The organism is Eubacterium sp. AF16-48 (genome assembly GCF_003479405.1).
In the GTDB taxonomy this organism is placed as follows: domain Bacteria; phylum Bacillota; class Clostridia; order Lachnospirales; family Lachnospiraceae; genus Eubacterium_G; species Eubacterium_G segne.
Map to the genome: position 1 here is coordinate 213,149 of NZ_QUHB01000001.1, position 26,164 is coordinate 239,312.

19 protein-coding genes are annotated in these 26,164 nt (G+C 34.2%); 15 read left to right on the forward strand and 4 right to left on the reverse strand.

All coding sequences use genetic code 11. The features are described from left to right. Positions 1 to 38: 38 nt before the first annotated feature. From DWW68_RS00965 to DWW68_RS00980, 4 genes are read left to right on the forward strand one after another with little or no spacing between them, the layout of a single operon-like run. Entirely contained in the window at positions 39 to 878 is an 840-nt protein-coding gene (locus DWW68_RS00965; RefSeq protein ID WP_118588554.1) for a response regulator, read from the forward strand. Between the two features lie 22 nt (positions 879 to 900). Continuing rightward, complete coding sequence (gene nagB / locus DWW68_RS00970; protein ID WP_118588555.1) at positions 901 to 1,638, forward strand: glucosamine-6-phosphate deaminase; 738 nt, start codon at positions 901 to 903, stop codon at positions 1,636 to 1,638. A 14-nt stretch (positions 1,639 to 1,652) separates the two neighbouring features. Next, positions 1,653 to 2,774, forward strand: coding sequence for an N-acetylglucosamine-6-phosphate deacetylase (gene nagA, locus DWW68_RS00975; RefSeq protein ID WP_118588556.1), 1,122 nt, complete (start codon positions 1,653 to 1,655; stop codon positions 2,772 to 2,774). Positions 2,775 to 2,822: 48 nt separating this feature from the next. Then, complete coding sequence (locus DWW68_RS00980; protein WP_118588557.1) at positions 2,823 to 5,399, forward strand: TetM/TetW/TetO/TetS family tetracycline resistance ribosomal protection protein; 2,577 nt, start codon at positions 2,823 to 2,825, stop codon at positions 5,397 to 5,399. A 90-nt stretch (positions 5,400 to 5,489) separates the two neighbouring features. Here the strand turns inward: DWW68_RS00980 and asnB are convergent, their stop codons facing one another. The 3 genes from asnB to DWW68_RS00995 are packed head-to-tail and all read right to left on the reverse strand — an operon-like array spanning position 5,490 to position 8,768. Then, a complete protein-coding gene (asnB, locus tag DWW68_RS00985; RefSeq protein ID WP_118588558.1) occupies positions 5,490 to 7,334 on the reverse strand; it encodes an asparagine synthase (glutamine-hydrolyzing) in 1,845 nt (614 codons plus the stop codon). 12 nt (positions 7,335 to 7,346) lie between these two features. After that, the gene (locus tag DWW68_RS00990; RefSeq protein ID WP_021952971.1) at positions 7,347 to 7,952 is read right to left on the reverse strand and encodes a dipicolinate synthase subunit B; all 606 of its coding nucleotides are present in this window, start codon (positions 7,950 to 7,952) and stop codon (positions 7,347 to 7,349) included. Next, positions 7,953 to 8,768 (reverse strand): dipicolinate synthase subunit DpsA, encoded by an 816-nt coding sequence (locus DWW68_RS00995; RefSeq protein WP_158576775.1) that lies wholly within the window; start codon positions 8,766 to 8,768, stop codon positions 7,953 to 7,955. Positions 8,769 to 8,917: 149 nt separating this feature from the next. On the opposite strand from DWW68_RS00995, the gene DWW68_RS01000 reads away from it, so the two are divergent. The 5 genes from DWW68_RS01000 to DWW68_RS01020 all read left to right on the forward strand — a co-directional run bounded on the left by DWW68_RS01000 (position 8,918) and on the right by DWW68_RS01020 (position 16,483). Continuing rightward, positions 8,918 to 10,480, forward strand: coding sequence for an LCP family protein (locus tag DWW68_RS01000; RefSeq protein WP_158576776.1), 1,563 nt, complete (start codon positions 8,918 to 8,920; stop codon positions 10,478 to 10,480). Positions 10,481 to 10,484: 4 nt separating this feature from the next. Next, entirely contained in the window at positions 10,485 to 13,532 is a 3,048-nt protein-coding gene (locus DWW68_RS01005; RefSeq protein WP_118588561.1) for a gamma-glutamyl-gamma-aminobutyrate hydrolase family protein, read from the forward strand. A 20-nt stretch (positions 13,533 to 13,552) separates the two neighbouring features. Further along, positions 13,553 to 13,861, forward strand: coding sequence for a hypothetical protein (locus tag DWW68_RS01010; protein WP_021952975.1), 309 nt, complete (start codon positions 13,553 to 13,555; stop codon positions 13,859 to 13,861). A 141-nt stretch (positions 13,862 to 14,002) separates the two neighbouring features. Continuing rightward, positions 14,003 to 14,677, forward strand: coding sequence for a 3D domain-containing protein (locus DWW68_RS13560; protein WP_199641165.1), 675 nt, complete (start codon positions 14,003 to 14,005; stop codon positions 14,675 to 14,677). 117 nt (positions 14,678 to 14,794) lie between these two features. Further along, positions 14,795 to 16,483, forward strand: coding sequence for a glutamine--tRNA ligase/YqeY domain fusion protein (locus DWW68_RS01020; RefSeq protein ID WP_118588562.1), 1,689 nt, complete (start codon positions 14,795 to 14,797; stop codon positions 16,481 to 16,483). 76 nt (positions 16,484 to 16,559) lie between these two features. Here DWW68_RS01020 and DWW68_RS01025 read toward each other — a convergent pair whose 3' ends face one another. Beyond that, positions 16,560 to 17,225, reverse strand: a complete 666-nt coding sequence (locus DWW68_RS01025) for a hypothetical protein (protein ID WP_118588563.1) — start codon at positions 17,223 to 17,225, stop codon at positions 16,560 to 16,562. A 178-nt stretch (positions 17,226 to 17,403) separates the two neighbouring features. On the opposite strand from DWW68_RS01025, the gene DWW68_RS01030 reads away from it, so the two are divergent. The 6 genes from DWW68_RS01030 (at position 17,404) to recG (ending at position 26,149) form a co-directional block, all read left to right on the forward strand. Next, positions 17,404 to 18,198 carry an HAD family hydrolase gene (locus tag DWW68_RS01030; RefSeq protein ID WP_158576777.1) on the forward strand — a complete coding sequence of 265 codons (795 nt, stop codon included), beginning with the start codon at positions 17,404 to 17,406 and terminating at the stop codon, positions 18,196 to 18,198. 10 nt (positions 18,199 to 18,208) lie between these two features. Further along, positions 18,209 to 19,099 (forward strand): DNA glycosylase, encoded by an 891-nt coding sequence (locus DWW68_RS01035; protein ID WP_118588565.1) that lies wholly within the window; start codon positions 18,209 to 18,211, stop codon positions 19,097 to 19,099. A 140-nt stretch (positions 19,100 to 19,239) separates the two neighbouring features. Then, positions 19,240 to 19,524 carry a co-chaperone GroES gene (locus DWW68_RS01040; protein ID WP_021952981.1) on the forward strand — a complete coding sequence of 95 codons (285 nt, stop codon included), beginning with the start codon at positions 19,240 to 19,242 and terminating at the stop codon, positions 19,522 to 19,524. Between the two features lie 17 nt (positions 19,525 to 19,541). After that, entirely contained in the window at positions 19,542 to 21,164 is a 1,623-nt protein-coding gene (gene groL, locus DWW68_RS01045) for a chaperonin GroEL (protein ID WP_118588566.1), read from the forward strand. 228 nt (positions 21,165 to 21,392) lie between these two features. Beyond that, entirely contained in the window at positions 21,393 to 24,014 is a 2,622-nt protein-coding gene (locus DWW68_RS01050; protein WP_118588567.1) for a hypothetical protein, read from the forward strand. Between the two features lie 110 nt (positions 24,015 to 24,124). Continuing rightward, the gene (gene recG, locus DWW68_RS01055) at positions 24,125 to 26,149 is read left to right on the forward strand and encodes an ATP-dependent DNA helicase RecG (RefSeq protein ID WP_118588568.1); all 2,025 of its coding nucleotides are present in this window, start codon (positions 24,125 to 24,127) and stop codon (positions 26,147 to 26,149) included. Positions 26,150 to 26,164 lie beyond the last annotated feature (15 nt).

Consider the following 26,164-nt stretch of genomic DNA (forward strand, 5'->3'; position numbering starts at 1 on the left):
AAATATTAAGAACATAAAAATGGCAAAGGAGAAAAATTATGTATAAAGTTGTCATAGTTGATGATGAGCCAATCATCGTTGAAGGTTTACAAAAGGGGATTGAGTGGGCAAATTGGAATTGTGAAATAGTAGGAACAGGAAGTAATGGATTAGAAGGGTTACAATTAGTAAAGGAATTACAGCCTGATATTCTCATTTCAGATATATCAATGACTAATATGGATGGTTTGGCAATGGTTGCCGCTGTCAAATCAGAATATCCTAATATTGAGGTTTGCCTTCTTACCGGATTCAGAAATTTTGAGTACGCACAGCAGGCTATTAAGCTGGGAGTAACAAGATTTTTACTTAAGCCGTCAAAGTTTGATGAATTAGAGGAAGCAATTGATGCTATGATAAAAAATCTCCAGTCCAAAGGAGATATGGGCGAGGAGTCAGATAGTGATATCTGGGATTTAAGTGATCCGGAAGAAAAATATCTCTATGATACATTTATTAAAAACAGAGTCATAGACGAATCAGATTACGAAGGGAAACTTAAGTTTACTGATGCAAACAATTACATAATCAAAAATGCCATAAAATTCATGTATGAGCACTATGTTTTGAAATTAAGTCTTGTAGATGTGGCTGACCAGTGCTTTATAAGTAACTGGCATCTTAGCAAGTTGTTAAATCAGTATACGGGAAAAGGTTTCTTTGAAATAATTAATAGAATTCGTATTGACAAAGCAAAAGAATTATTGAAAACTACGTCATACAAGATTCAGGATATTTCTGAAAAAATAGGTTTTCAGGACGTTACCCATTTTTCAAGAATTTTTAAAAATTATGAAGGAGTGTCACCTAAGGAATTCAGAAATAATACCAACGTATGATTGATAGTGGAAAGGAATCAATATGCGTATTGTCAAAGCGGAGGATTATTATTCAATGAGCAGAATGGCAGCTAACATTATCTCTGCCCAGATAATAATGAAACCTAAATGTGTTATCGGACTGGCAACAGGTTCGACACCACTTGGAACTTATGCACAGCTTATAGAGTGGTATAAAAAGGGCGATTTGGATTTTAGCGAAGTAACGACAATTAATTTAGATGAATATAAAGGACTATCACCTGAAAACGACCAAAGTTATCGTTATTTCATGAATAAAAATCTGTTTGACCATATTAACATTAAAAAAGAAAATACTTATGTACCAAACGGATTAGAGCCTGACTCTAAGAAAGCATGTGATGAGTACAATGAGATTATCAGGAAAAGCGGAGGGGTGGATTTACAGCTGTTAGGTCTTGGAAATAACGGACATATAGGATTTAACGAACCTGATGAGGCTTTTGAAAAAGAAACTCATTGTGTAAAATTATCAGAAAGTACAGTTAACGCAAATTCTCGTTTTTTTGAAAATATAGATGATGTACCAAAGGAAGCATATACCATGGGCATCAAATCAATTATGCAGGCAAAGAAAATTGTTATTGTTGTAAATGGTAAAAACAAGGCTGAAATAGTTAAGAAAGCATTTTTTGGACCGGTAACTCCAAATGTTCCGGCTTCAGTTTTACAGTTACATAACGATGTAACGTTAGTAGGTGATGCAGAGGCTTTAGAACTTATAGATGAATATATCTGATATGGAGGCAAAAAATGCTTATTAAAAACGGTTTAGTTTTTACAAAAGATTTTAAATTTGAAAAAAAGGATATTCTTATTAAAGATGGAATTATAGAAAAAGTAGATGATTTTATTAAAGCAGATAACATTGATGAAAATCATATTGTTGATGCTTTGGGACTTAAGGTAATTCCGGGACTAACGGATATTCATTTTCACGGTTGTGTGGGATATGATTTTTGCGATGGAACTGATGAAGCCATAAGTGCTATGGCAAAGTATCAGTTAAGTAATGGTGTTACAAATATCTGTCCTGCTACAATGACATTACCATTAGAAAGGCTTAAAAAAATTTGTTCAGTTGCAGCTAATCACAAATCAGGTGAAGGTGAGGCTGTTTTATGTGGAATTAATTTAGAGGGTCCATTTGTTTCACCTCATAAGTGCGGGGCGCAAAATCCGGAATATGTCCATAAGCCGGATGTGGAATTTTTAGAGGAATTAATTAAGGATTCTAAGGGACTTACAAAGCTTGTGACCATTGCACCGGAAGTAAATGGTGCCATTGATTGTATAAAGGCTTTAAAAGATAAAATTTCATTTTCAGTAGGACATACAATTGCTAATTATAATGAAGCAAAATTAGCCTTTGATATGGGAGCTAATCACATTACTCATCTCTATAATGCAATGACCGGTCTGACTCACAGAGAACCGGGAGTTGTAGGGGCAGCTGCAGAAAATGAAAGGGTTATGGCTGAAATGATTTGTGATGGCATACACATTCATCCTGCGGCAATTAAGGCAGCATTTAAGATGTTTGGAGATGACAGAATTATTCTTATAAGTGACAGTACCATGGCATGTGGTATGCCTGAGGGTGAATACGAACTAGGTGGTTTACCGGTTTACTTAAAGGATAAGGCTGTAAGACTTAAAGATGGAACATTAGCAGGTAGTGCCACAAATGTTTATGAATGTATGGTAAACATTATTAAAATGGGCATTCCTGAATGCAGTGCCATAAAAGCAGCAACATATAACCCGGCAAAATCTATAGGCATTCTTTCAGAATGTGGTACTATAGAGGACGGAAAGAGGGCAGGAATTGTTCTCATTGATGAAAATTATGATATTAAAAAAGTAATCAGATAAGTGTATCTTAAATTGAAAATTGTCAATTTATAAGTTATAATCTTATTTATGAGAAAGATTACATTAGGAATACTGGCTCATGTAGATGGTGGTAAAACTACTCTCTCTGAGTCAGTATTGTATTTAACGGGAAAAATAAGAAAATTAGGTCGTGTTGACCATAAAGATGCATATCTGGATAATTTTCAGATGGAAAGAGACAGAGGAATAACGATCTTTTCAAAGCAGGCAGTCTTTGAATATAAGGATATGGAGGTAACATTATTAGATACTCCGGGACATGTGGATTTTTCCACTGAGATGGAGCGAACATTGCAGGTATTAGATTATGCTGTTCTTCTTGTAAGTGCATCAGATGGCATACAGGGACATACTGAAACATTATGGAAGCTTTTAGCCAGATACCAGATTCCAACTTTTATTTTTGTAAATAAAATGGATATGCCAAATGTAAGTGGCGATTTTGTTTTACATGAATTAAAGGAAAAATTTGGAGATAATATTGTAAGATTTCAGGGAGATGTAGGCATATTAGAAGATATAGCCATGACTGATGAAAATGTTTTAGAGGAATATATGGAAACAGGAAATATCAGTCAGGAAACCATTACTGAACTTATATTTGGCAGAAAGCTTTTTCCATGCTATTTTGGTGCGGCTTTAAAGCTTGAAGGAGTTGAAGATTTGTTAGAGGGGATATTTAAGTATACCTTTGAAACTGTGTACAGTGATAAATTCGGAGCCAAAATATATAAAATATCAAAGGATAATAACGGCAACAGACTTACCCATATGAAAATCACCGGTGGAAAGTTGTCTGTTAAGGAAAGCATTAAAGGAAGCAGTATAGATAGCGGTGAGTGGGAAGAAAAGGTAAATGAAATAAGAATTTATTCCGGTGAAAAATACCAACCTGTAGGAAGTGTTGTGGCAGGAGATGTATGTGCCGTAACTGGCCTTACCAAAACATGTTCAGGTCAGGGATTGGGTCAGGAAGAAGAAAGTGAACCCCCTGGTTTAATACCTGTTCTTTGCTACAAAATTATTCCACCTGATGAGGTTAATATTAATCAGGCATATTTAAAAATAAAGGAATTAGAGGAAGAAGACCCTACCCTGCAATTAAAGTGGAATGGTGAAAAACAGGAAATAACAGCAAACGTTATGGGGCCTATTCAGATTCAGGTTTTAAAGCAGCTTATTAAGGAACGGTTTGACATGGATGTTGAATTTGGTTCTGCCGGAATTTTATATAAGGAAACTATAGGGGATTCGGTAATTGGTGTTGGGCATTTTGAGCCTTTAAGACATTATGCAGAGGTTCATTTATTGTTAGAGCCGGCTGAACCGGGGAGTGGAATTATATTAGACTCAAAGGTTAAAGAAAATGATTTGACAAAAAACTGGCAAAGGCTTATTCTTACTCACTTAGCAGAAAAAGAGCATAAGGGAGTTTTAACAGGTGCACCAATTACTGATATATGTATTACTATTGTTGCCGGAAAGGCACATTTAAAGCATACTGAAGGTGGTGATTTCAGACAGGCAACATACAGAGCCGTAAGACAGGGGTTAAAAAAGGCAAAATCAGTGCTTTTAGAGCCATATTATGATTTTACTTTGGATGTTCCGGCAGATTGTGTGGGAAGAGCTATGAATGATATTAGCAGAATGTACGGCTATACAAATCCACCACAGTTGTCTGAAAGTAATGCCACCCTTAAGGGCTATGCACCGGTATCGGAAATCTGGAATTATATAACGGAAGTCAACGAGTATACTCATGGTAAGGGAAGACTTACCTTAAAATATAAAGGCTATGCACCTTGTCACAATGAAGAGGAAGTTATTAATGAAATAGGATATGACAGTGAAAGCGATGTAAATAATCCTACAGGGTCTGTATTTTGTGCCCACGGTGCCGGATTTAATGTCCCGTGGGATTTGGTGGAAGATTATATGCACCTTAAGGATGAGACTAATCTTAATAACATAGAGGTTGGGGAAATTACAACAATTAATACTGATACTCCGTCTAAGACCCGGTTAAATACTTATGCAGGAGATAAGGAATTAGAGGAAATTTTTGAGAGAACCTTCGGCAAAATAAAACGAAAAAAAATTGCTACACCTACTGTTAGAAGATATGACAGTAAACCTAAGGTTTATAAAGGAAATAATAAGAATAATCTGGCAGAATGTGTTTTAGTAGACGGGTATAATATTATTTTTGCGTGGGATGAATTAAAAGAATTAGCTAAAGACAACATTGACGGGGCAAGGGATAAGCTTCTTGATATTATGTCTAATTATCAGGGATATAAAGGCTGTACCGTTATAGTTGTATTTGATGCTTATAATGTAAAAAGGCATACTGAAACAGTATACAAACATGATAATGTGTTTGTGGTGTATACAAGGGCAGCTGAAACAGCAGATATGTATATAGCAAAAACTACCCACAAAATGAGTAGCAAATATAAAGTTACCGTTGCCACATCAGATGCCCTAGAGCAGCTGATTATTATGGGACATGGGGCACTAAGAATGTCTGCGATGAATTTCTTAGAGGAAGTTAAAAGAGTTGAAAACCTTATTAGCGAAAGCATAAATAAAGGAATTTAAGAAGAAGGGGCTGTACTTTAACATAAATGTTATGATATGCTCCCTGTCAAGTAGACAGGGAGCATATCATTATAATACAGCCCTGTTTTCTTATTTTATATATTCTTTTAACCAGTAGCTTATCTGTATTATATATGCAAGCATCTGTGGACCTGCCATTAGCTGCCCATACCACGGCTTTCCGTAATCTTTTGGACTTTTTATAAAATTTACAAGTTTTTCTTTGTCAATTATTTCACTTAATTTTGGATTTGCATGAAATTCCTCTAAGGCAAGATTGCCTAAGAGTTTTTCATAATCAGGGTCATATGTTTTAGGATACGGACTTTTTTTACGGTACAAAACTTCTTTTGGAAGATAATTTTTCCCACATTCCACTAATAAACTTTTTGCCTGATTATTGTAACATTTGTATTTCCATGGAACATTAAACACATATTCTAAAATCCTGTAATCCGCATAGGGAACACGGGCTTCAAGTCCTGAAAACATACTACATCTGTCCATACGGTTTAAAAGTGTCATCATAAACCATCGTACGTTTAAATAACAGATTTTTCTCCTGTTTCTTTCAATTTTATCATCATCAATTAAATCAGGACATTCCTTAATGGTATTTAAATATTTTTCATTAATATATTCCTTTAAAGGAAGCTCTCTTATAAAATCATCTTTAAAAAGACAGGTTCTTGCGTCTAAATCATAAGACCATGGAAAGGTAGCCTGATTTAGCATATCGTCCCTATGAAACCATGGATAACCTCCAAAGATTTCGTCAGCACATTCGCCGGTAAGGGTTACTTTACACTCCTGTGAAACTAAATTACAAAAATAAAGCATTGAAGATTCCACGTCAGCCATACAAGGCATATCCCTTGCAATCATGGCTTTGTATAAACAGTCAATCTGGTCTTTATTAGTACACTCAAGGTAGGAATGGTTACTGTGAATATGATTAGCCATAATATCCACATAAGGTCTATCCTGGGTGCTTTGGAAGGAACTTGCCTTAAAATTCTTATTATTACCTAAAAAGTCAAAGGAATAGGTGTTTAATTTATCAGGGGCAAGTTTTTTTGCCACAATGGCTGAAACTAAACTGGAATCAAGACCTCCGGATAAAAAAGTACATATTGGAATATCTGAAACCATTTGTTTTTCAATGGCATCTTCGATTAAATAGGAGCAATGGTTAACTGTATCCTCATAGTTTTCAGTGTGAGGCTTAGATGTAAGCTTCCAATAGCATTTGTCACGGCACAAAATATTTTTATGGGAATCACAGGTGATTTCCATAAAATGTCCCGGAAGAAGTTCTTTTATGTTTTCAAAAACGCCATTTCCCGGAGTATGGGCAGGACCTAAGCCGATAATTTCGCACCAGCTTTCCTTATTTAATTCCGGCTCAATTCCGTAAGCAAAAATTCCCTTTATTTCTGATGAAAATACGAACTGGTTAAAGTCGTAATGGTAAAATAAAGGTTTAACTCCAAGATGATCTCTTACAATAGTTAACGTGTTATCTTCGTATATTGCAAAGGAAAAAATCCCGTTTAGCTGGGAGAAAATTCTATGACCAAATACAAGGTAGCAGTACAAAATAACTTCGGTATCGCTGGTTGTTTTCAAAGTGACGGAGTACTCCTTTAACTTTTCTGTAAGCTCAGAAGTATTGTAAAGCTCCCCATTATATATAATAGTAGCAATCCGGTTACGATACATACAGGACATAGGCTGATGCCCGCCTTTTAAATCCCTAATGGAAAGGCGGGTGTGGGCAAGACCTGCAAAACCTTCTAAATATATATCATCGTCATCCGGTCCACGGTGTTTTATTGATTTTTTCATATTAGTTAGTTTATTTGTAAGCAATCTACAGGAATGCTCATTAAACACGTCATGTTTAGTTTGAAAAAAACCGGCAATACCGCACATAAAAAACTCCTTTTACATAATTGTCACATGTGGACTCTTAATAACAGGCTGAATTTGTCTTCCACTAAGAGCTTTTTCAATGGTTTCTTCTATTAAATCTACATGCGCAATCATAGAATTGGGCTTGGATATATAGTTATCCTGGCCAAATGGCACAAAGTAAATGTTCTTGGTATTTAATAGAATACCAATATTCTTAAGATTCATTCCCAGTGCGTCATTTGTACTTAAAAAAATAACCAGAGGACGGTTATTTCTAAGATGAGCCTTAGCTGCCATAAGAACAGGTGTGTCTGAAATGCCGTTTGCCAGCTTTGACAATGTGTTACCGGTACAAGGTGCAATAATCATAAGGTCAAGCATTGATTTTGGCCCTATAGGTTCAGCGTCAGGTATGGTAACAATTGGCGGATGCCCACTGATTTTCTCTGCAAGACTTAAAAAGTCCTTACATTTTCCAAACCTTGAGTCCGTTGAGGCAGCGTTATCTGAAAAAATCGTGATAATGTTTGCTTTTGTGTCAGCAAGGTGTTTCAGCTCTTCAAATACCTTCTTGTAAGTACAATATGAGCCTGTAATTCCAACACCAATATTCTTATCCTTAAAGTTATGAGCCATTTATCCCAGTCCTTTCTGTTTTAAATATGAAATAATGCTTTTAGCAATTAATTCCCCGGCTGCTTTAGGAGCTGTTTTTCCCGGCAATCCGGGGCATGTAATAAGGGATATTCCATATTTTTCTGACAATTTTTTATCAAAGCCATATGGATAGCCTGCAATTTCAAAAAGAACACAGGATTTTTTTAAAAGACTCATGTTATATTCTGTGAAAATGACTTCAGGAACTGTATTAATTATAATGTCAAATTTATTAAGTCCCATGGAAAAATCGTCTTTTTCTAAGGTTTTGTATCCATATGATACTGCCTGACTTAAATGTTTTTTTGTATGGTCATATATGGATACATCACAATTTAAGTTAAAAAGTCTCGAAGCAATATTAGTTCCGCATTTTCCAAAGCCTAAAATAAGCACTTTTGAATTATTAAGGGAAAAATCCGTATTTTTAATAATCTCACCAATTAATCCCTCGGCTGTAAGCATGGCATTACTCCAGACCACATCTTCATCCTTTAAAACATCAATTAATTTAATATTTTTAGTAAAAAGTTTCATTATATCCTCACTGATGCTACCGGCAAATACAATTTGTTTCGGTTTTAAAAGTCCTAGAAATGTATCCACCGGAAAACCGGTATAGTAATCGCAATTTATATATTCATTATTTTTCACAAATGGAGTTCCTGCAACAATAATGTCAGTATTATTAAAATCCATGTTTGTTATTATTTCGGCATTATATCCGTTATTTTTCAAATATTCTTTTATATAAAACTGTCGTTTGTCACCTGAAATAATAGAAATAGTTTTCATAATAACCTCCATGCTATAAAATATGCTGAAATTATTTATCAGTGATTAAAATAATAAAAAAATTGTCAGTGCCTCCAATAATATATTTTTATTTTCACTATTAAATGGTATACTGTAAGATATTTGAAATAATGCTTTTGGAGGAAAAGATGGAAAAGAAGAATATAAGAAAAAAGTTAAAAATTACTGCATTAATATTTAATATTCTGGTAACAGCGGCATTAATATTTTTAGAGGTTGTTTTTTATGATATTGCCTCATATAAAAACTATCTGCTGTTAGAATATCTCCCGGTTAAGTATATTGTTTTTGCCGAGATATTTCTTGTGGTAATTTCAATTATTCCTTTCGTGGTAAAGAGAGGATTTAAAAGTAGGATTTTCTCAATTGTTTTGTCATTAATACTTATTGCAGCAATGGTAACATCAGGTATTTTAGGTATAACATATAATTCAAAAATCAAAGGCATGTTTACTAAAACAGAAGAAACCATTGATGAAATAGTTAAAAACTCTTTATTAGCCACAGACGAATATGGTGTGTATGTTCTTAAAGAAAATAAAGCCGAAAAGTTAAAACATGCCCTTAAGTATAAGTTCGGATATAACAGTCAGTTTTCATCAGAAGATATTAAAAATGTTTTAAATGCCATAGAAACTGAACTTACAGCTATTGTAGATAACGAAGAAATAAATGACCCTGTTACATTAGCACAGGAACTCTTAGAGGGAAATGTTGATGCAATTATTCTTAACCAGTCATTAATTGATGCCATTGAATCAGCAGGAGATGACACGGATGATGGAAAGAAAAATGGCAAATATTCTGATTTTACAGACAAAATTAAATGTATTTATACAACTACAGTGGAAAATGCCGTTGCCCAAATGAATGATAAGGGTAATGCCACAAAAAGATGTTTCAATGTATATTTAAGCGGAATTGATACAGAAGGAGACGTTACCGTTAAAAGTAGAAGTGACGTAAACATTATTATGTCAGTAAATCCTCTTACAGGTAACATTGTTCTTATTTCAACACCGAGAGATTACTATGTACCATTATCTATATCCAATGGTGTAAAGGACAAGCTGACCCATGCAGGAAATTATGGAATTGATGTATCTATGGACACTCTTAAAATGATTTATGGTGTAGATTTTGATTATTATGTACGACTTAATTTTACGGGATTTGTTAAAATAATTGATGCCTTAGGTGGTATAGACGTTGATTCTGATTACGCATTTTCAGCGGCAGGATTTAGCTACAAAGAAGGTCTTAATGAAAATTTAAGCGGAATAGAAGCCCTTTGGTTTGCAAGAGAAAGACATTCCTTTGCTGCAGGTGACCATCAGAGAGGCAGGGACCAGATGAAAGTAATTGAATCTGTAATTGCCAAATGCCAGTCACCTGCATTACTGAAAAATTATGACAGTATTTTAAGTGAAATTAGTGAATGCTTTCAAACTAATATGACAAAGAAAAGCATTAAAGCTCTTGTAAGATTTCAGTTAAACCGTGCACCTAAGTGGAAAATAACACAGTACAGTGTAAGCGGTCAGGGAACATCAGATTACACATACAGTATTCCAAATCAGAAAGCATATGTTATGGTTCCTGATGAAAATACCATTAATACAGCTAAGCAGCTTTTAGAGGATAATAAGGAAAATAAGGATATAAAAGAGCCTGAAAGTACAAAGGAGTAAATTAATGGAGAAAAATAATAACCTTAAGAATGAAATAATTTCAACAAAAGCAAATACTTTAAAGGCATTAGAGAAAATTATCACAAAGGCGTTTATTGAAGAAATGCTTATTATTGTGGTAGAGGACTACGTAAAAAACAAAAGAGAGGTTGCCCTTAACATTGGGAAAAAGTTTAAGGGAGCAAAAATTGTTGTAAGAAGTTCATCTACAAACGAGGACTGTTACAAAAAGTCCAATGCAGGTCATTACACCAGTTTGTTGGATGTGGATTCATCTAATGTTACATCTGTAATAAATGCAATTGATGATGTTATTGCGTCCTATTCATCAGACATTGATGATATATCAAATCAGCAGGTATTAATTCAGCATCAGGCAGTGGATGTAGCATACAGCGGGGTATTATTTACTTACGATATTCAGGGCCAGAGACCATATTATTTAATTAATTATGATGACAGTGGCTCAACGGATTCCGTTACCAGTGGTATTGGTGGAAAAACACTTTGGATAGCAAGAAACACCCGGTTAAACGAATTAGATGTGGAATGGTGTAACTTACTTACGGCTGTTAACGAAATTGAGGAACTTCTTAAGATACCCCTTGATATTGAGTTTGCAATTAATAAAAAAAATGAAGTTATTATTTTTCAGGTCAGACCTTTAGTGGCTAACTTTTCAAAAAATAAAAGGGCTTCTGAGAGTTTTAATGTTTTTTATGACAAAATAAATAATCTGAAAAATGATTATCGAAACATAAAGAATATAATAGATGGCAATTATATGATGTTTTCCGACATGGCATTTTGGAATCCGTCAGAAATTATTGGAACAAGTCCAAGAACATTGGATTATTCACTATATAGATTTATTATAACGTCAAAGGCATGGAATGAAGGTCTGGTACCTATGGGATACAGGCGCTTAGACGACGAGCTCATGTACAAAATAGGTGTAAAGCCATATATAAGTCTGGAATATTCATTTTATTCCCTTATACCGGCTAAGCTTGATGAAGAGCTGGCTCAAAAATTAGTTTCATTCTATTCATCTAAGTTAAAAAAAGACGTTACGGCACATGATAAGATAGAATTTGAAATTGTATATTCCAGCTATGACTTTAACACTTATCTTAGAACTACCGAGTTGTTAGACTATGGTTTTTCCAGCAGTGAGAGAAAACAAATAGTGGAAGCACTTAAAGAGCTTACATTTAATAATGTATCAAATTACAATGAAATTTCCGTTAATGATACCGGTGACATTAAGAAACTTGAAAGTATAAGGAAACGGATTAAAGACAGATATGAGAATTGTTCTAACCCTCAGGAGTTGATTAAAGTTATAATTGAACTTCTTGAAAATATAAGAAGATTTGGAACACCACAGTTTACCCGTCAGGCAAGAATGGCTTTTATAGCAAGAAGTTTTTGCAGTTCCCTTGTGGCATCAGGATGGTTTGTTCAGGAAGATATAGATAATTTTATGAAGGAAATTGCCACTGTATCTTCAGATTTTGAAAAAGATTACCAGGAATATTCTGCCGGTGAAATGACAAGAGATGATTTTAACAGCAAGTACGGTCATTTAAGAAGTGGCACATATGACATAAGAACCGACAGTTACAATCAGATGGTATTTAGACCGGTTACAGGAACTTACAAGCCTCAAAAGGAAAAAGCAATAAAGACAGGGCTTAGCGAGGAAATTCTGGCAAAAGCATTATTATCTATTAATTTTGACATACCTGCAAAGGATTTTATTCATTTTATGACAACGGCAATAGAAAGCAGGGAGTATTTTAAATTTGAATTTACAAAATCCCTTAGTCTTGCCATTGACTTAATACAAAGTCTTGGAAAAATATTAAATATTGACAGAAATGATTTGTCCTGGATTTCCGTTGAGGATTTAGAGGATTGCAGAAGACTTGGAATAAAGGAAATAGAAGCTTTTCTTAAAAATGTAATAAAACAAAATCAGGATTATTACAATGAGTACTCAAACATAATTTTACCTGATGTAATTTTAAACGAAACAGGTATATCTGTTATTCCGGTAAATAAAGCAAGACCTAACTTTATTACTTCCAAAAAAGTAGAAGGTGAAGTTGTAAATTTAGAGCATGAAACCGATGAAGACCTTATGGATAAAATCGTAATGATTCCAAAGGCTGATCCGGGATATGAGTGGATATTTACTAAGGGAATTAAGGGCTTTATTACAAAGTACGGTGGAATGGCATCCCATATGGCAATAAGATGTGCAGAATTTGAAATACCTGCTGCCATAGGATGTGGTGAAAAAATATATAATTATGCATCAGGCATTAATTACATGGAATTAGACTGTGCCAACGGCATTATCAAAGAGGGCATACAATGTGAGGATTTAAGGGCTCTTATTACCCAAAGAGAGGGAATTAATCAATATGGAGACCCTACAGATGTGTTAGAGGCAGCATACATTAGATTTTATGAGCTATTGGGCTTTATACCACAGCCTGCGTCTAACTATGTAAAAAATGTCGGAAAATTGTTTGAGAGACAATGTGATCTTTTAATAGTAGCCGGAGGAGGAGCACTACCTGTTAAATATTATGACAGAAGCCATAATGAAGAATTGCAGCCCCACCGTGATATTATGGAAGATAAACTTATTAAGCATTGTATAGGGGAAGGTATACCTATTATTGCCACCTGTCGTGGTATGCAGTATTTAAATGTTTTGTTTGGTGGAAAATTACTTTATCATCCTACTCTTGAAAGTGACAGACCAAGGGGAGTTGATCACAAGGTTTATCTTGTTGAAGAAAACAGGGAAATATGGGTTAATAATTTCCATCAGGATGTGGTTCCGGCAGATGGTCTGGCACCATGTTTCAAGCCTCTTGCCATAGACAGGGAAAACAACACCATTGAGGCATTTGGTTCAGACGAAATGAAAATTCTTGCATTACAGTGGCATCCGGAAAGAAAATTTGCTACTGCAAATGCTCTTGAAGATACAAGACGTTTGGTTATTAATTTTATACAGCGTCATATTAAATAATTGGAAATGAGGAAACTTTTATGAATACAATCAGCGATAAAAAACTTCTGTGCTGGTCACAAAAATATAATCTTGAGAATTTAATTGTGGCAGGCTACCAGGGTGGATATCCTATTATACAATTTAAACGTAGAGATGACATGCCGGTAGTTAATATGTCAAAACGTGAAATAAATTCCATTATAAGAAAAGCAGAAACCTATGGTGGAATCGAATTAGGGGTTGTATACAATCTTAGAAAAACAGCCTTTATTCTTGTAAATGATGACACAATAGTTATTTGTGGACATGAATATGTATTAGACAGAATATTAGAAAAAATCTTCTAATACAATGTAATAATTTTAACCAAATAATTTCAAATTAAAACACAAATGTAACAAATTCGTAATATTTTATTGACAAAACGTAATAAATGCTGTATAGTACTCTTTGTGCACAGGATAAGTGCATAGAGAAGGAGTGTATTTATGAATAAAACAAAACTCACTACTGGCATTGTTTTATTTGCCATGACACTTGTTATTACGGTTTCAAGTTGTTTCTATGGTAATGAAATAAACAATGATGTTAAGCTTACAGAAGATAAGGTTAAAGCTTTACAGTCAGTTAATGCAGACATTATTACGAAATCTGTTAATCAGGTTAGTAAGTTATCTACAAATGTTCTAAACACAAATACAGCAGCCACCAATAATTTATTAGCAGATACTTCAGAAGAGCCAATAGTTATTGAATCAAATGATTCAATAAAAATCACAAAAAAGAAGTCCAAATCTTCTAAGAGCAAGAAGAAAAAGAAGAAGAAATCAAAGAAAACTGCTAAGAACAAGAGAAAAAAGAAAAAAAGTAAATATATAAAGGTTGGAACATTTAAAGTTACAGGTTATTGCAGTTGTGCAAGATGCTGTGGAAAGTCAACAGGTATTACCGCATCAGGTACCGTGGCAACGGCAGGAAGAACTATAGCTGCAGATACATCACAGTTTTCATTTGGCTCAAAGGTTGTGATTAACGGTCACACATATACTGTTGAAGACAGAGGTGGTGCTATCAGAGGAAACAGAATTGATATATTCTTCAGTTCCCATTCAAAGGCTTTAGACTGGGGTGTAAGATACTGTGACGTTTATGTAAAAAGATAAGAACACATAAAAAAGGAGCTTTACTATAAGTTCCTTTTTTACGTTATTGAAATAGAGTTCCATTTAGTGTATAATTTTAACAATTGTGTATAAAGTAATAAAAACCGGAGGCAAAAGATGGCAATAGACACAGAAATTAATGAAAAAGAAAAAGCAGAATCAAGGAATTTTATTGAGCAGATAATTGACAATGATTTAGAAATAGGAAGATTTGACCATGTTCAAACAAGATTCCCACCGGAACCAAACGGATATCTTCACATTGGACATGCAAAATCAATTCTTTTAAATTATGGACTTGCTAAGGAATACAACGGCAAGTTTAACATGAGATTTGATGATACAAACCCTACAAAGGAAAAGGAAGAGTTTGTTGAATCCATATTAAAAGATATCAAATGGTTAGGTGCAGACTGGGAAGACAGATTGTTTTTTGCATCAAATTACTTTGAACAGATGTATGAAGCAGCCGTAAAATTAATAAAAAAAGGAAAAGCATACGTTTGTGACCTTAGTTCAGACGAAATAAGGGAATACAGAGGAACTCTTAAAGAACCGGGAAAAAACAGCCCATACAGAGACAGAAGTGTTGAAGAGAACCTTGTGCTTTTTGAAAACATGAAAAATGGTGTATATAAAGATGGTGAAAAAGTTTTAAGAGCCAAAATTGACATGGCAAGTCCTAATATTAATATGAGAGATCCTATTATTTACAGAGTTGCACATATGACACATCATAATACAGGAGATAAGTGGTGCATTTATCCTATGTACGATTTTGCGCATCCTATTGAGGATGCCATAGAAGGAGTAACACATTCTATATGTACATTGGAATTTGAAGATCACAGACCTTTATATGACTGGGTTGTAAATGAACTTGAGTATCCTAACCCACCAAGACAGATTGAATTTGCAAAACTTTATCTTACAAACGTGGTTACAGGAAAGAGATATATTAAGAAATTAGTTGAAGACGGAATTGTTGACGGTTGGGATGATCCGAGACTGGTTTCCATTGCAGCTCTTAGAAGAAGAGGTTTTACTCCTGAATCAATTAAGATGTTTGTTGAATTGTGCGGTATTTCAAAGAGCCAGAGCTCTGTGGATTACGCTATGCTTGAATATTGTATCAGAGAAGATCTTAAGGCTAAAAAACCACGTATTATGGCTGTTTTAGATCCTGTAAAGGTTATTATTGATAATTATCCTGAAGGACAGGTTGAATGGCTTGACGTGGATAACAACGTTGAATGTCCTGAACTTGGTAGCAGAAAAGTACCTTTTAGCAGGGAATTATATATTGAAAGAGAAGATTTTATGGAGGAACCTCCTAAGAAATATTTCAGATTATTCCCAAGCAATGAAGTAAGACTTATGAATGCCTACTTTGTTAAATGTGTTGACTATAAAAAAGACGAAAATGGAAATATAACTGAAATTCATTGCACATATGATCCTGAAACTAAAAGCGGAAGCGGTTTTACAGGAAGAAAGGTTAAAGGAACCATTCACTGGGTTTCTGCACCACATGCTGTGAAGGCAGAAGTAAGACTTTATGAGAATATTGTAGATGAAGAGAAAGGAAAGTTAAATGAGGATGGAACCCTTAACTTAAATCCTAATTCTCTTACAGTTCTTAAGGAATGTTACATTGAGCCAAACATTTCAGATGTTAAGCCAGAGGATAAATTCCAGTTTGTGAGACAGGGTTATTTTTGTGCAGACATTAAGGATTATACAAAAGAACATCCGGTATTTAACAGAATTGTTTCATTAAAGAGTTCTTTTAAACTTCCAAAATAATAAATACGGTAAATAAAAAGGTTGCATCAATTGTGATACAACCTTTTTATTTACTATAAATTATTAATCATAATTCTTACAAATCCTTTAACTCATCTGTAAGAAATTCATCGTCATCGCCCTCATCATCAATGGTAACATCATCTTCAGTTTCAGCATTTTCTGCCTCATCTGTAGTAACATTCAAGTCCGGTGTATCGTCAGAAGAAGTATTTATATCTTCATCCTCAAAAATATCTTCATCTTCGTCTTCGCCGTTAAATATTTTACCAACAGTTTCATTCACCTTATCCTTAGCATTAGATGCAACAGTTGAAACCTTATCCTTCATCATATTGATATTGTCTTCACCAACTTTTTCAACAATTATGTCTTTAGCATCATTAGCTTTTTCTTTGGCGAAATCCGTTGCATTGTTAATTTTATCCTTTATATTATCAATGTTTTCCTCGCCGATTTTATCAGTAACTGTATTTTTTAATTTATCAGCAGCATCAATAACCATGTCAGCAGTATCATCTGCTACCTTTTTAACTTTCTTTTTATTAATGGTTATTGTAACTTTTGTGTTTCCGTCGGAATCATCATTTTTGTTAAATTCAAAGGCTTTTGTATCATCGAAATCGTCGAAATCATCTGCCTTTGTTTCACGTGTGTCTTTGCGTTTCTTTACATAAAGTGCACTTCCTGCTGCGGCTCCAACAACTGCTGCGGTTCCGAATAGCTTTTTTAAAAATCCCATATATAAAATCCTCCGATACATTTATTTTTATGCAATAGCATAATTATTATCATTTATTATAATACTATTTTAGCCGAAATAAAAGCAGTAATACATTAAAAAACATTACTTGAATAAAAAAAACAAAAATGTTAGTCTATAAAAAGTGATTTTAAAAAGAATGATAAAGAGGATTAATATGAATAATAGAAAAATAGTTTTTTTCGATATTGACGGAACAATATATAGATTTGATACAGGGATGCCAAAGGATACTTATGAGGCAATTAAACTTTTAAAGGCCAAGGGACATATTCCGGTTATATGTACCGGACGAACAAGGTGTATGATTTATAAAGAACATATGGCTCCGGGATTTCGGGATATTGTAGCCGGTGCCGGAACATATGTGGAAATTGATGGTAAGGAGCTATATTGCAATACCATTAATAATAATGAGGCAAGAAGAGTAATAGATGGCTTTGTAAGAAATGGCTTTGTTCCGGTGGCTGAAGGAAGAGACAACATTTATATTGGAAGGGATATCAGTGATTTAACTGAAACCACAAAGCATGTATATAATGTTTACAGAGAAAGTATGGGGGATTTTATATTAAGTACAGATGAAAGTGAAATAAATGTATCTAAGGTAAGTGCATTATTTACTAATCACAGTAATCCTGAGGGAATGATAAAGGAATTTGAAAATGATTACACCATTATATCTCATCAGCATAGTTTATTGGAGTTAGTTCCAAAGGGATATAATAAAGCTGTGGGAATAGAAAAATTAATTAAAGCATTAAACATTCCATGGGAAAATACATATGCTTTCGGTGACAGTTTAAATGACATTGACATGCTAAAATATGTTAAGTATGGCTGTGCCATGGGAAATAGTGATGATGCCATAAAGGAAGCTACAAAGTATCATACTTCTGACTTTGATAAGAGTGGAATATATGAGGCACTAAAAAAATTTGAATTAATATAAAGGATGTAATATGAGAATACTGAAGGATAAAAATAATATAATAATAAAGGAAATTAGTGATTTTGATTTACAGCAGACCTTAGAATGTGGACAATGCTTCAGATTTTATAAACAGGACGAACAGGATTATGTTGTAGTAGCCTATGGCAGGCTTTTACATATAATGGAAAAGGATAACAACCTTGTTTTTCTTAATAAAACAATTAAGGAAGTTGAAAATATATGGATACCATACTTTGATTTAAACAGAGATTATGGAAAAATTAAGGAGTTTCTTCTGAAAAGTGATGAAACCTTAGAGCCTGCGATAAAAGAAAAAAACGGCGTAAGGATTCTTAATCAGGAGTTTGTGGAAACATTAATATCCTTTATAATTTCCCAAAATAAGCAGATTCCCCATATAAAACATATTGTGAAAACAATCAGTGAGAATTTTGGTGACTATTTAGGGGAGGTAAATGGAGAAAAATACTATTCCTTTCCTAATATGAAACAGTTAAGCAATATTACCGAGGCAGATTTCAGGGAAATGAAAACAGGTTTTAGGGCACCTTATTTGTCAGACGCAGTTGAGAAACTTTCTACAGGCATCATAAACGAAAAGGAAATTAGAATGTTAAAGGAGGAAGATGCCAGAAAGAAACTAATGGAAATAAAGGGAGTTGGTGAAAAAGTTGCTAACTGCGTAATGCTTTTTTCGTTGGGATACAGGCAGGCATTTCCTATTGATGTGTGGATAAAAAGAATTATGGAGACTTTATATTTTAACGGAAAAGATACCTCAAAGGAGATAATAGGAAAATGTGCTAAGGAATTATATGGAGAATATGGTGGCTACGCACAACAATATCTGTTTTGTTTTGGAAGAGATAATAAAGTTGGAAAAAACAAAAATGAATAGAATATTTATTTTGTTAATAAATTGTAAAAATATAACATTAGGTATTGCATTAATCAAAAAAAGTGTTACTATTATTGTTAGTTGATTAGCACTCATATATGTGGAGTGCTAACAAGAAATGTTATTATGGAGGTTAAAAAATGAAATTAATACCATTAGCAGATAGAGTAGTTTTAAAGCAGTCTACTCCGGAAGAAAAAACAAAATCAGGAATTATATTAACAAGTACATCTCAGGAGAAGCCACAGCAGGCAGAAGTTATTGCTGTAGGTCCCGGTGGAGTTGTAGACGGTAAAGAAGTTGTTATGAATGTTAAGCCTGGAGATATGGTTATCTTTTCAAAGTATGCAGGCAATGAAGTTAAATTAGATGATGAAGAATATATAATTGTAAAACAGTCAGATATTCTTGCAATCGTTGAATAATTTTGGAGGTAATTAATATGGCAAAGGAAATTAAATATGGCGCTGAAGCCAGAACTGCTCTTGAAGCAGGTGTAAACCAGTTAGCAAATACAGTAAAGGTTACATTAGGACCAAAAGGAAGAAACGTTGTTCTTGATAAATCTTTTGGCGCACCACTTATTACAAATGATGGCGTAACAATTGCAAAGGAAATAGAACTTGAAGATTCATTTGAAAACATGGGAGCACAGCTTGTAAAGGAAGTTGCTACTAAAACAAACGATGTAGCAGGTGACGGTACAACAACAGCTACAGTTTTAGCTCAGGCAATGATTAATGCCGGAATGAAGAACTTAGCTGCCGGTGCTAATCCTATTATTTTAAGAAAAGGAATGAAGAAAGCAACAGATGTAGCAGTTGATGCTATTGCTGATATGAGCAGTGTTGTAACAGGAAAGGAACAGATTGCAAAGGTTGCAGCTATTTCTGCCGGTGATGAGGAAGTTGGTAACATGGTAGCAGATGCCATGGAAAAGGTTTCTAACGATGGCGTTATTACAATAGAAGAGTCAAAAACAATGAAAACTGAATTAGACCTTGTTGAAGGTATGCAGTTTGACAGAGGATATATTTCAGCATATATGGCTACAGATATGGATAAGATGGAAGCTACACTGGATGATCCATATATCCTTATTACAGATAAGAAAATCTCTAACATTCAGGAAATCCTTCCTGTCTTAGAGCAGATTGTTCAGTCAGGAGCTAAACTTCTTATTATTGCAGAAGATGTTGAAGGTGAAGCCCTTACAACACTTATTGTAAATAAGCTTCGTGGAACATTTAACGTAGTTGCAGTTAAGGCACCTGGATATGGTGACAGAAGAAAAGAAATGCTTAAGGATATAGCAATTCTTACCGGTGGTCAGGTTATTTCAGAAGAATTAGGTTTATCTCTTGCAGATACAAAGATTGAAGATTTAGGTAGAGCAAAATCTGTTAAGGTTGCAAAAGAAAATACCATAATCGTTGATGGTCTTGGTAATTCAGATGAAATTGCAGCAAGAGTTGCCCAGATTAAAACCCAGATAGAAGAAACCACATCAGAATTTGATAAAGAGAAACTGCAGGAAAGACTTGCTAAGTTAGCAGGTGGTGTTGCAGTTATCAGAGTTGGTGCTGCTACAGAACCTGAAATGCAGGAAAACAAACTTAGAATGGAAGATGCATTAAATGCTACAAGAGCTGCCGTAGAAGAAGGTATTATAGCAGGTGGTGGTTCAGCATACATTCACGCATCAAAGAAGGTTGCTGAGTTAGTTAATACATTAGAAGGTGATGAGAAGACAGGTGCTTCTATTATTCTTAAGGCATTAGAGGCTCCGCTTTTCACTATTGCCCAGAATGCAGGACTTGAAGGCTCAGTTATTGTTAATAAGGTAAGAGAATCAGAACCTGGAACAGGATTTGATGCATTAAATGGCGAGTATGTTCAGATGGTAGACAGAGGAATTCTTGATCCGGCTAAGGTTACAAGAAGTGCTCTTCAGAATGCAACAAGTGTGGCAAGTACATTACTTACAACAGAATCAGTTGTTGCAAATATTAAAGAAGATACACCGGCTATGCCTGCCGGAAACCCTGGAATGGGAATGATGTAATTAATAATTGCTGCTTATGTAGCAGATAAAAAAGCCTATGGGATAACATGATATGTTTCCCGTAGGCGTTTTTTTTGATGTAAAAATGATAAAAATACACCATTTTTTACTTAGGTATTAATTTTTTAAAAAGTGCCTAAAATAGGGCATAAAAACAATTTTATTATTGGAATGACAAAGCATATATGATACAATTTATTTATATTAAATTAAAGGAGCGAAAATATAATGAAAGGTATTAAAAGAAGTATTTTATCATTAATGCTGGTACTTGCGTTAGTAGTATCAGGTGTGTCGGTTATGCCTGTAAAGGCTTTAGAGCTTAATGCTAATCCGATTACAAATTTAAAATTTGTGGAAAACAGCAATGGTTCATGTACAATAACATGGGACAAACTAAGTGGAGGTTCTTATAATATTTATAAGGCAAAAAGCCGATATGCAAAGTACAGTAAAGTTGCCACTGTTTCAGATTCTGCATATACAGACACTGATTACAATGGCGAATATTATAAAGTATCATATGTTTCAGATAAGGAATATGAACTTTCAACCCCTATTTCATATGAAATACAGACTTTTGGTTTAAACACTAATATTTTTGAACCTACAGACAGTACATCAGAAATACAGTCATGCATTAATAATATTTATAAGAAAACAGAAGCAGGACAATTTATTTCAGACAGAAATGCATTAATGTTTGCACCGGGAAATTACAGTAAAGATATTAATGTGGAAGTTGGATTTTACACGCAGGTTGCAGGACTTGGCATTTCACCGGAAAATACTGTAATTGGTAATATAAACTGTAAGGCTGAATGGATGAAAGGTAAAAAATATGACGGTTCAGTAAATTATAATGCCCTTTGCAATTTCTGGCGTTCAGTAGAAAATCTTACTACAACAGCGAACAGCACCATGTGGGCTGTTTCTCAGGCTACTTCTATGAGAAGAATGAATATTAAAGGTAATCTTGATTTGCATCATCAGGGTGGTTATGCCAGTGGTGGTTTTCTTGCAGACACAAAAGTTGCAGGAAGAAAATACACATATAAAGACCAGAAAACAGGTAAGCAGATTGATACGGAAGCAGGAATATCAGCAGGTTCACAGCAACAGTGGATTTCAAGAAATACCGAAATGAACAGATGGGATGGAAGCGTTTGGAATTACGTTTTTGTAGGATGTAGCGTTGCATCATTATACGATAAAACAAACATCAGCAATGGACCAAACGGTGAGTGGCCGTATTTATCTTTCACCAAGGTTTCAGAAACTCCTGAGTGTCAGGAAAAGCCGTTTTTAATGAAAAATGATGATGGAAAATATGGCGTATATGTACCGGCAGTTAGAAAAAACTCTACAGGTGTTTCATGGGCAAATGAAAACGAAGGCGAATTCATAGACCTTGACCGTTTTTATGTTGCTAAGCCATCAGATAGTGCAACAAAAATTAACGACGAATTAAAAACAGGCAAAAACCTTATACTTACTCCCGGAATATATAATCTTTCCCAGGCAATTAATATAACTAATGAAAACACTATTGTTCTAGGATTGGGATATGCAACATTGGAACCTGTAAATGGAAATCAGTGTATGACTGTTTCAAATGTAGGAGGAGTAAAAATAGCCGGCGTATTATTTGATGCAGGAGCAAAGAAATCATCTGCACTTTTAACAGTTGGAACATCTGGAGATAAAACATCTCATAAGGATAACCCTATTTTGTTAAGTGATACCTTTTACAGAGTAGGTGGAGCAGATTCAAATCCGGGAAAGGTTACAACATGTGTTATAATTAACAGCAGCGACGTAATAGGCGACAATTTCTGGGTTTGGAGAGCAGATCATGGAGCAGGTGTAGGCTGGAATAAAAATACAGCTGATACCGGTGTAATAATAAATGGTGACAATGTTACAACTTACGGACTTATGGTAGAACACTTCCAAAAATATCAGACAATATGGAATGGTAACGGTGGTAAGTGTTATATGTATCAAAGTGAATTGCCTTATGACATAACATCCCAGAATGTATGGAATGCAAAGGGCTCATATGGATATACTGATTATAAGGTTTCTTCAAATGTAAAAACTCATGAAGCCTATGGAATTGGCATTTATTCATGTTATCAGGCGGCTACATGTTTCTTGAAGTCTGCCGTGGAATGTCCTAATACACCGGGTGTTAAATTTACTAATGTATGTACATATAGTTTAAGTGGAAATGGTGGTATAGATTATGCCATAAATAAAAGCGGATATGGAGTATATACTTCAAGCGAAATGTGTAAGATTATGTCATATTCTAACGGCAAGGCCGTATGTGATAAGACAGGTACAAAAGCTAAAAAGAGTATATGGTCAACATCAATTAATGTAGCCACAAATTCTCTGACATACACCGGAAAAGCCATAAAACGTAAGGTAACGGTTAAGTATAGAGGAATCACATTACGTAAAGGAACAGATTATACTGTTACATATAAAAACAATAAAGATATTGGAACATCAAAAATAATTATAAATGGTATCGGAAACTTTAGGGAAAGCGACTACGTTACATTTAAAATAGTTCCTGGAAAAACAAAAATTACAAAGAAAAAAGCAACAAAGAAGAAAGTAAATATTCAGTTTGCAAAGGTAAAAGGAGCTAAAGGATATCAGGTTGTATATTCTACAAGTAAAAAGTTTAAAGGCAAAACTGTAAAAAACATTAAGAAAACAAAACTTACATTTAAGAGAAAGAATAACAGCACCTATTATGTTAAAGTAAGAGCTTTGAAAAAAGTTGGTAGAAAAACATATTATGGAAGTTACTGTAAAACAGTAAAAATTAAATAAGATTATGAAAGAGGCACATGATATTGATTATTGTGTGCTTCTTTTTCGATTTTCTGGCATTCTTTTTTCATATGTGGTAAAATAGGCTGAAATGTTTTGAGGATATTAATATGTTGCTTAATGAATTAAAAGGAATAGGTCAGAAAACTGAAAATTTGTTTGAAAAAGTAGGTGTATCCAGTGTTGAAGACTTACTGGAGTATTATCCCAGATATTACGATGTTTATGAAGAACCTGTAATTGTCCGTAAATTAGATTGTGACAGGACTCAGGCGGTTAAAGCAACAGTTGTAAGGGATGTTGCAGTGAAAAAAGTCCGTAATTTGCAAATTGTTACAGCTTATCTTAGAGATAGTGAAGGCTACGGAATTAAAGCTATCTGGTTTAATTCACCATATTTAAGAAGTAAATTAAAAAATGGTGACGTTTATATTTTTAGGGGATTTGTAAGAGAATCTAAAGGTAGTTTTGAAATAGAGCAGCCAAAAATCTTTACAATAAAAGAATACACCTCAAAAATGGGAGAAATGCAGCCGGTTTATCCTCTTACTCACGGTCTGACAAATACTTTAGTTCAAAAATCTGTTACACAGGCACTTAATATTATTGACATAAATGAAAATCTTCCTGTGTCGGTTAAAGAGAAATATTCTTTAGAAGATAGAAGGGTGGCTATTAAAAATATTCATTTTCCGAAAAACATGAAAGAGCTTTCTACAGCAAGAAAAAGACTGGTATTTGACGAATTTTTTGAATTTATTAATACTCTTAGGAATTTAAAAGATAACAATAAAAATGAAAAAAATGAATATATTTTAGAAGAACCTGATGAGGTTGAAAATTTAATAAAAAATCTTCCCTATAATCTCACATCTGCACAACTTCGCACATGGGAGGAAATAAAAAAAGATATCTCATCTCCTAAAGTTATGAACAGGTTAATTCAGGGAGATGTTGGATCCGGTAAAACGATAGTTGCTTTTTTAGCATTAATAACTGCTGCATTAAACGGATATCAGGGGGCACTTATGGCACCTACGGAAGTTCTTGCAAGACAGCATTTTGAACAGCTAAAAGAAACATTAGAAAAAAATAATATTGATTTGTGTCCTGTTATACTTGTAGGCTCCATGAAGGCTAAAGAAAAAAGGATGGTTTATCAGGATATTGAAAGTGGCACGGCAGACGTTATAATAGGAACCCACGCTCTTATCCAAGATAAAGTTAAATATAAAAACCTAGCCCTTGTAGTTACTGATGAGCAGCATAGATTTGGAGTAAGACAACGTGAAGCAATTTCCGGGAAAGGAAGCAGACCTCATACAATAGTTATGAGTGCAACACCTATTCCAAGAACCCTTGCCATTATAATGTATGGCGACCTTGATATTTCAATAATTGATGAATTGCCTGCTGGAAGGCGACCTATAGCCAACTGTGTTGTCGGCAAAGATTACAGATATAACGCCTATAATTTTATTGAAAAGCAGGTGGCACAGGGACGTCAGGTTTACATTATATGTCCTACGGTAGAATACAGCGAAGCTGTAGAAGGTGAAAATGTTATTGAATATGCCGATAAGCTTAAGCAGATATTTCCACCGGCAATTAATGTATCTTTTTTGCATGGAAGAATGAAACCTGCTGAAAAAAATGATATAATGGAGAAGTTCTCAAAAAATGAAATACAGGTTTTAGTTTCAACCACTGTTGTGGAGGTTGGTGTTAATGTTCCCAATGCCACGGTTATGATGGTTGAAAATGCAGAACGTTTTGGATTAGCCCAGCTGCATCAGCTTAGGGGCCGTGTAGGAAGAGGAAAGTTTCAATCCTACTGTATTTTTATAAATGGCAGCGAAAAGAAGGAAGCAAAAGACCGCCTTGAAATATTAAATAAATCTAACGACGGATTTTTTATTGCAAATGAAGATTTGAAGTTAAGGGGGCCGGGTGATTTTTTCGGTGTCAGACAAAGTGGTGATTTTGAATTTAAAATCGGCGATATTATGAATGATGCTGATACTTTAAAAAAAGCTGCTGATGCAATTAATTTAATTGAATCCGGCGAATTGTGTGTATCAGATGAGGAAATGGAAATGATGAATACATCAAAAATTTCATCAATTAATATATAAATTTGAGAGGAGTAT